Source organism: Trueperaceae bacterium (assembly GCA_036381035.1).
Lineage (GTDB): Bacteria > Deinococcota > Deinococci > Deinococcales > Trueperaceae > DASRWD01.
In genome coordinates, this window is record DASVDQ010000033.1 from 39,549 (window position 1) to 47,224 (window position 7,676).

Below are 7,676 nucleotides of genomic sequence, written 5' to 3' on the forward strand. Positions count from 1 at the left end.
CCAGCCGGCGACTCGCGAGGAGGCGAAAGGGCGCAGGCAACCCGCAGCGACAGGGGGCGCGAGGCAACGAGAGCCGCGCCCGGAGCGACAGGGGGCGCGCTAGAACTGGAACGGCGTCCGAAGCGACGGGGGCGCGAGAGAACGGCAGCGGCGCCCGGAGCGGGCGCCGCCACGAGCGCTCGAGGACGAGCGCGCCTAGTAGACCTGCTCCCGGTGCCCGTACGTGAACGTGTAGGCGTCGGCGACCTCGTCTATGTCCACGAGGGGGAAGTAGGGCGGCGTCAGGCCCTTGTCGAGACGCGGGTCGAAGGTGAACTGACGCGAGTAGCCCGAGGTCTGCTGGCCGGTGCTGCCGTTGAACGTGCCGAAGGCACCGTACTCCTGCTCGATGATGCCGCCGAGGAGACGCACGGCCCCGCGCGGGTCGCCCCAGTTGTAGTCCTCCACGGCCACGATGCCGGTGCTGGTCATGATCGACGCCTGGATGCGGACGTCCCTGGGCGCGTTGAAGTCGCTGTCGTCGTTGTTGTTGCCGATGAGGACGTCGCCCTCGGGCGAGAAGATGCCCAAGACGTTGAGCGCGTCGAGGTTCTCGCAGACGGGCCTGATGACCTCCTCGCCCTCGCGGTGCAGGTACCCCTCGCAGGGCTGGTCCTCGTAGACCAGGTCGCTGGTGATGCGGGCGCCCTCGGCGGGCACCACCGTGAGCTGAGCGAACGAGGCGATGGCGGGCCGCGCCGACATCGGGTCGCTCCCGTGCTCGCGCCCCGGTCCGCGCAGGCGCTCGACGTAGTCGTCGAAGTAGACGACGCCGTTGAAGCGGTCGGTGACCAGCGTCCAGGTGGGCGGGTTCGTGGAGGCGTCGCGGCGCTCGAGGAGGCCGTCCGAGGAGATGCGGTAGAGGTCGGTGACCCAGCTGCCGCCGCTGCGCCGCTCGATCCTCACGAACTGGTAGGTCGAGTCCTCGCCGACGTCGACGGGGTCGCCGCTCGCGTCGCCGGCGTAGAGCATCACATCGCGCACGTCGTTGGTCACGAGGATGCCGTTCTGCTGCGCTAGAGCGCGCTGGTCGAAGGCGTTCTCCGGCAGCTCGAGGTACTCCGACCGCCAGTCGACGCCGCCGATGAACTGCGGCCGGTTCTCGTAGCCCTCGCGGCACCGGCCGTTGCGCCAGTCGGTGCAGACGTCCATGTTCGGGAAGTTGCCGCCCGGCTCGAGCGTGTCGGCGGTCATGAACCTGCCGTCGTCGCCGTCGTAGGCGAACGCACCCTGCTCCCGGCGGTTGTTCACACCGGCGCTGCTCACGGGGCCGCCGAACCACGGCCGGCCGTAGAAGTTGAAGTTGCCGTTGGTGTGGACCGGTCCGTCGAAGAGCGTGTCGCTGGTGAACCAGATCGGCCCGTCGGAGGCCGCGGACGAGTGGACGTCGGTGAAGAGCGCGTAGCGCGCGAACGAGCGCGGTCCCACGAGGAACTGGTACTCGCCCTGGGTCACGACGCGCCGGCGGAACTCGCCGATCTGGCCGTCCGAGACCATCACGAGCGGCAGCGCGTAGCGCTGGTTGCCGCCCTCCTCGCGGCGCTGGCCGGACACGAAGTGGCCGTCGCCGAGCCGCGTGTTGGGCGGCAGGGGCTGACCGCAGGCCGTGTCGGTGACGTGGATGCGCAGCCGCATCACGGTGTTGTCCCCCAGGCTCCTGTCGCCGCAGACGAGGGCGTCGATCCTGGCCTGCAGGGCCTCGGCGACGTCGGCCATGTCGGCAGCCACGCTGGCCGGGGTCGGCATGTCGGCGCCGACGTTGGAGTCGCCGAACGACCAGGAGTCCGAGGTGTCGGCCAGGTCGGCGACCACGAGCTTGAGCTGGTCCTTGATGTCGCCGTGCAGCAGCGCCACGCCGAGGTTGGCGCCGCCGTGCGCCACGAGCAGTGTCTGCACTATGGCGGCGTCGTCGCGGCCGTGCTGGATCTCGTCCATGGTGCGCATGAAGAGCAGCACCATCACGGCGGACCCGACGGCCATGAGCGCCAACGCCGCCACCAGCGCGATGCCCCGTTGTCTCGTTCCCTCAGGCATGGTCACGGTCCTCACGGTCAGCACCACAACGGCTTGCAGCCGCCCCCGTCGTCGTCTCCCCCGCCGCCTCCGCCGCCGTTGCCGCCGTCGTCGCCCCCACCGTCGCCGCCGGCACCGCCGCCATCGTCACCGCCACCGTCTCCGCCACCGTCGTCACCGCCGGGGTCGCCGGGATCGTCGGGCGGGTCCTGGGGGTCGCCACCGCCGCCACCGCCTCCGCCGGGACCAGGGCCGACGCCCCCGCTGCCCTCGTTGTCGCAGACGGTGATGCTGGAGACGGGCCGGGCGTCGTCGCCGAGGCCCGTCAGCTCGACGTAGGAGACGTAGCTGCGGCCCACGCTGCCGCCCTCGTCGGCGGTGGCGAGCGTGACCCTGATGCGGGAGAGCTCGTACGTGGTGCCGTCGGCGGCCTCGTAGGTCGGCTGCGCGTTGCCGTTCTCGTCCTGGTACGGGGCGGAGAGGACCACCTTGTCGTCGACCGAGCTGTACTCGTAGGCGATCGCGAAGTCCGCGAGGTCGAACGCGAAGGGGACGCTCTGCGCTCCGCTGCTGTCCAGGACGATCTGGTAGAGGATCTGGTCGTCCGGCACGTACTGGAACGTCAGGGCGCGAGCGCTGTAGAGCCGCGTGGCGGGGTCGTACGGGATGGAGATCTCGCAGTTGTTGTGGTTCACGCGGTCGTTGGTCCCGGGCACGCCGGTGATCTCGGGGATGATCAGCGCCTGGCCCTGGCCGTTGATCATCACGGCCGGGTGACCAACCAGGTCCTGGAGGACCGAGGGGTCGCTGGCGTAGACGAGCGTGTTGTTCGAGTTCCACCAGCTCTCGCCGGGGCGCGGCAGCACCGTGACGCCGCCGTCGCCGGAGAGGAGCGCGAACGATATCGACCTGTCGGTGGACGCGATCGGGAAGTTCGTGATGCCGCCGAGGACCGCGGAGCGGAGCTCCTGGGTGATCACCTCGGTCACGCGGCGCATCTTCGACTGGGTGTTCGTGGCCTCCTCCTGGAGGCGGTTGACCATCAGCGACTGCACGATGCCGCCGCTCGTGAGGGCGATCACCAGGCCCAGGATCGCCAGCGCCACGAGCATCTCCACGAGCGTCAGGCCCGCGGAGCGGTCGCCCTTGCCGTTGCGTCGGTAGGTGTGGGTCATGGTCAGTCCTGCCTAGCCAGCGTCACGCCGGTGACGCAGCGCCTCTGCTCGCCGCCGTAGCAGACCTCGACCTGGTAGCGGAAGAGCGTGGCGGTGCCGACGACGTAGTCGCCGACGTTCTGGATGGTCACGCTCATGTCCGAGACCTCCGCGTAGGGGATCGCCGTCAGCTCCGTGATCGCGTCCGCGTCGAGCTCGATGGGCGTGCCGACGTCGGTGAGCACCGCCAGGTCGTCGCCGCCGGCGATGCGACGGCCGATCGTGTCGAGGACCTGCGACGCCTGGACCTTGAAGTTGCCGGCGCGGCTCTCGCGTAGGCTCGAGGAGGCGACGGCCGCCAGCATGCCGAGCACGATCCCGCAGATCGCGATGGCCACGACCGTCTCGAGGAGCGTGAGCCCTTGGTTGCCGCGCATCAGCCGCTCCCCATGGGGCGCGCCTTCACCTCGCCGATGAGCGAGATCTGGACCTCGTAGGCGCCCTCGCCCGTGTCGATGACGAGCGAGTCTGGCAGCGCGTCCAGGGTGGCCAGGTCCACCTTGCCCGGCGGGGTGAAGCGCAGGATCGGGTTCGGGGCGTTGATGCTGACGCCGGCCGGCACGTCGTACTCGCGCAGAACCTGGTCGTTGGCGACGTTGACGAGCGCGAGGCCCGTCGCGGTCCTGTGGAGCTCGACCGTGAGGCCGCGAGCCGCCGCGGCGGTGGCGCCCTGCCACACGCTCTGCTGGAACGTCGCCACGGCGCCCTTGGCGGCCTGACGCTGCGCGGCTTGGCGTCCGTTCGTCACGCCGATCGCCGCGACGGCGGCGAGTATCGCCATCACGATGATCAGCTCGAGCAGGGTCATCCCCGAGGGACGCCTCATCTGCCACCTCCTGTGACAGTGGCCTCGGTACGCAGAAGCCGTCTCATGTTGGACCCCCCTTACTCACGGGATTCTTACGAAGTTCTTACGAACGCCCAATGTAGAACCCGACTTCGCGTCACCATCGCGAACCGCTCACAGCGCGCCGGCTCATGAGATCACCACGTCCCGGTCGGTGCGTGCCTAGACGCCAGGCCCGCGACCAGCAGCACGACCGCCGCCAGGCTCGCCGCGGGGCCGACCCAGTCCCCGAGCGCCACGAACGGGGTCGTGCCCGTGAGGAGCGGGACCTCGTCGACGACGGCCGCGGGCTCGTGGGGCCCCGCCAACCGCAGCACCTCACCCGTGGGCCCGACCAGGGCGCTCGGCCCCGCCTCGTTAGCGAACACCGCCGCGCGCCCGCTCTCGACGGCGCGCATCACCACCGTGCGCAGGTGGAACCAGGGGGTGGTGGTGAGGCCGGCGAACGAGTCGTCGGTCAGGTAGGCGAGCAGCTCGGCCCCGCGACGCACGCTCTCGCGGCTCAGTCCGCCGTGGACGCTGTCGAGGCAGACGAAGGGCGCGACGTAGGCGCCCTGGAGCATCACGGGGTCGCGCGGCCGGCCGTTCGTGTACGGCGCCTCGACCACCGGCACCAGGGCCTGCTTCCTGCCGACGACCTCGAGGCCGCTGCCGTCCCAGGCGAAGACCGCGTTGTAGAGGCCGTCGCTGGCGTACTCCACGCCGCCGGCGACCGTCACGGGGGCCTCCGAGAGGGCCGTCCGGTAGGCGGCAGGCAGCGGCGCGTCGCCTATGTCGGGCAGCGTGGTCTCGCCCCAGACGACCAGCTCGGCCCCCGCCAGGGCGGCCTGGCGCGTCAGGGCGGCGAAGAGGGAGGCGTGCTCAGCGGCGACCTCGTCGGAGAATGGTGCCAGCAGGCGCGCGATGGTGCTCTGCGCCGTCTGCACGACGCCGACCCTCAGCGCGCCGCCCACCGCCGCGGGGCTTACGCCCGGCACGGGCAGCGCCAGCACGAGGGCCAGCGCCAGGGCCGAGTAGGCGGCCGAGCGGCGGCGTCCGCTCACGGCCCAGTGGAGGGCGCAGCCGATCAGCGCGGCGGCGAGGGCGGGGCCGCTCGTCCCGGTCCAGGCCGCCAGGTGCCGCAGCGGGGTGTCGGCCTGCGTGTAGGCGAGCATGCTGAAGGCGGCGTCGCCCCACAGGGCCCGCGAGCCCGCGGCGAGCTCCGCGGCGGTGACGAGCAGCGGCAGCGCCAGCGGCGTGAGCCTCCCGGCGTACGCGGCCGACGCGCCGACGAGCGCCCAGGCGACGCCGAACACCGCGAGCAGGGCGGGCGTGGACCACCACCGCGCCAGCGACGCGCTGCCGAAGACCGGCAGCGCCAAGCCGAGCCAGGCGAGCACCGCCAGGCCGGCGGCGGACCAGGGTCGCCTCAGGCCGTCGAGCGCCGCCGATAGCGGCACGAACGCCAGCACGGCGGCGAGGCCGAGGCCGCCCCAAGAGCCTGGCCCCCATGGGCGCAACGAGAGCGAGAACAACAGGGCCGCCAGGGCGGCCAGGGCGACGCGGCGCGTCACGGTGAGGGCACCGCCGGACCCGCCACGACCCGCGGGTCGAGCACGCGGCGGAGGTAGAGCACCAGGCCCACGCCGGGCTCGTACGCCTTCACGAAGGTGCGGTCGAGGTCGAGGACGAGGAGCGGTCGCGGCTCGCCTCGCACGTGGACGAGGAACGGCGGGGAGGCCGCGCCGAGCTGCTCGGCGCTGTCCACGACGGGCGCCGGCAGCGCCGACGCCGCGGGCTCGGGAGCGTCGGCGTCCAGCACGTAGCGCTCGCCGTCGAACGCGTAGCGCTCGGCCTGGCCGCGCAGGTCCTCCAGGCTGCGCCGGTAGTCGGAGGCGTACGGCACCAGCACGCCCGCCAGACAGGCGATCGTCAGCAGCGCGTAGAGCACTCTCACCGGCAGGAACCCTTACCACGGTCGCGCTTACGGGCTCATGAAGCGTTGCTAGCTTCGTGTCAGATGCGATGTGCGTCACGCAGGCCGTGCGCCTTGGCCTCGAGCGCGCCGAGCGGGTGGAGGACGTCGCGATGCCCCTCAAGCTGATCGAAGGACAGTACGCACCGGGAGACCCGATATGCGTGGACCTCTCCCCCGACGACCTCTCCGCGGCACAGGACTTCTACGCCGCCCTCTTCGGGTGGGAGTTCCAGGACGTGGCCGAGCACCTGTGGGCGATGAAGGGCGGCAGGCTGGCGGCCGGCTTCGGGATGCTGGAGGCTCTCGACCTCGCCGGCCCCCGCTGGTGGCTGTGCCTGGCTGGCCCCGACCTGAGCGGGCTCACGGAGCGCGCGGCGCGGCGGGGCGGCTCGGTGAGCGGCCAGGTGGACCTCGGCGGCCTGGGCCACGCCGCGGTGCTCGAGGACCCGGAGGGCGCGACGGCGGTGCTGTGGCACCCCAGGAAGCTGGAGCCCGGCGCCTTGGGCGCCGCGCACGGCGGCCTGGTATGGAGCGAGCTGATCACGCCAGACCCGCGCCGGGTGGCGGGGTTCTACGAGGAGCTCTTCGACGTCACGGCCGTGCCGGTCGAGGAGCGCGGCGAGGAGAGCGAGCCCGCCGGGGCGCTGAACCTCGAGCGCAAGGAGCTCGAGGTGCGGCGCATGGTCGTGGGCATCGTGCCGGCCGCGGGAGCCGCCAAGGGCACCCAGGTGGGCGCGCGCTGGCGGCCCTACTTCCAGGTCGACGACATCGGCGCGTTCCTCGAGCACGCCGCCAGCCTCGGCGCCGACGTGGCCGACCGGCGCATGTCGGCCTCGCGCCGCCCGACCGCCGTCATCGTCGACCCGCAGGGCGCGGAGTTCGGCGTGGTCGAAGGGATGGTCTCGACCCAGGTGGAGGCGACCGAGGGGTAGGAGTAGGCGGCCCCGGCTCTCATCCGCCGCCTGCCGTCCTGCGCTGCTGTGCGGAATCTTGCGGGAGGCGCGGGCCCATAGTTCTATCATCCGGCTGTCATCTTGGAGACCTCTAGGAGGAGCTGGATGGATCGTCTACTGAAGCGGGGTGCTGCGGGGCTGCTCCTGATCCTCGCGCTGACCGCGTGCTCCAAGTTCATTCAGCCGGACGAGAACCGGCTGCTCTTCGGCATGGAACCGACGAACGAGCTGGGCTACGAGGTGGACTCCTCCGGCACCATCACCGTCGAGTCTCGCACCCTGAGGCTCTCGACCCGCGCGGGCGCCCCGCTCACCACGGTCACCGGCTACCGCGTCGAGTTCCGCAACCAGAACGGCGTGCTGCTGGGCGCCACCAGCAACGTGCCGCAGTCGCTGAACATCACGGTCCCCGCCGGCTGGCAGTGCACGACGCCCGACCCGGTCCTGGGCTGCAACGCCATGTCCGAGGGCGCGAGGCCCGCTCCCGGCGTGCCCGCTACCGTCGCCGGCATCCAGGACCAGTTCCTCAACGCCGACATCATCCAGATGCACATCCTCGCCGGCCAGCCGACGGGCTGGTACGCCGACGTGACGCTCTTCTACGACAACGCCAACGGCGCGTTCGAGCAGACGTACCGCGTCAACATCGCCGT

At 71.6% G+C, this 7,676-nt stretch carries 8 protein-coding genes; 2 read left to right on the top strand and 6 right to left on the bottom strand.

What is annotated here, in order from left to right; all coding sequences use genetic code 11:
- Positions 1–195: 195 nt before the first annotated feature.
- From VF202_05495 to VF202_05520, 6 genes are all read right to left on the bottom strand, one after another.
- A complete protein-coding gene (locus tag VF202_05495) occupies positions 196–2,073 on the bottom strand; it encodes a DUF4900 domain-containing protein (protein HEX7039547.1) in 1,878 nt (625 codons plus the stop codon).
- 17 nt (positions 2,074–2,090) lie between these two features.
- A complete protein-coding gene (locus VF202_05500; GenBank protein HEX7039548.1) occupies positions 2,091–3,227 on the bottom strand; it encodes a type II secretion system protein in 1,137 nt (378 codons plus the stop codon).
- A gap of 2 nt (positions 3,228–3,229) precedes the next feature.
- Entirely contained in the window at positions 3,230–3,643 is a 414-nt protein-coding gene (locus VF202_05505) for a prepilin-type N-terminal cleavage/methylation domain-containing protein (GenBank protein HEX7039549.1), read from the bottom strand.
- Positions 3,643–4,092, bottom strand: a complete 450-nt coding sequence (locus tag VF202_05510) for a prepilin-type N-terminal cleavage/methylation domain-containing protein (protein HEX7039550.1) — start codon at positions 4,090–4,092, stop codon at positions 3,643–3,645. The genes VF202_05505 and VF202_05510 overlap by 1 nt, the downstream gene beginning before the upstream one ends.
- 158 nt (positions 4,093–4,250) lie before the next feature.
- Entirely contained in the window at positions 4,251–5,666 is a 1,416-nt protein-coding gene (locus VF202_05515; protein HEX7039551.1) for a nitrilase-related carbon-nitrogen hydrolase, read from the bottom strand.
- Positions 5,663–6,049 carry a hypothetical protein gene (locus VF202_05520; GenBank protein ID HEX7039552.1) on the bottom strand — a complete coding sequence of 129 codons (387 nt, stop codon included), beginning with the start codon at positions 6,047–6,049 and terminating at the stop codon, positions 5,663–5,665. Before VF202_05520 ends, VF202_05515 begins: the two co-directional genes overlap by 4 nt.
- A 68-nt stretch (positions 6,050–6,117) precedes the next feature.
- Here VF202_05520 and VF202_05525 point away from each other — a divergent pair, with 68 nt between their 5' ends.
- Positions 6,118–7,002: a VOC family protein gene (locus VF202_05525; protein HEX7039553.1), complete on the top strand. Its 885-nt coding sequence runs from the start codon at positions 6,118–6,120 to the stop codon at positions 7,000–7,002.
- Between the two features lie 126 nt (positions 7,003–7,128).
- Positions 7,129–7,676, top strand: a 548-nt coding sequence (locus VF202_05530) for a hypothetical protein (protein ID HEX7039554.1), incomplete at its 3' end; no start/stop codon positions are given.

What these genes read in the sequence shown, in the direction of transcription:
- VF202_05525 (HEX7039553.1), top strand. Translation starts at nt 6,118, where the DNA reads ATGTGCGTCACGCAGGCCGTGCGCCTTGGCCTCGAGCGCGCCGAGCGG.
- VF202_05510 (HEX7039550.1), bottom strand. Translation starts at nt 4,092, where the DNA reads ATGAGGCGTCCCTCGGGGATGACCCTGCTCGAGCTGATCATCGTGATG.
- VF202_05500 (HEX7039548.1), bottom strand. Translation starts at nt 3,227, where the DNA reads ATGACCCACACCTACCGACGCAACGGCAAGGGCGACCGCTCCGCGGGC.
- VF202_05495 (HEX7039547.1), bottom strand. Translation starts at nt 2,073, where the DNA reads ATGCCTGAGGGAACGAGACAACGGGGCATCGCGCTGGTGGCGGCGTTG.
- VF202_05505 (HEX7039549.1), bottom strand. Translation starts at nt 3,643, where the DNA reads ATGCGCGGCAACCAAGGGCTCACGCTCCTCGAGACGGTCGTGGCCATC.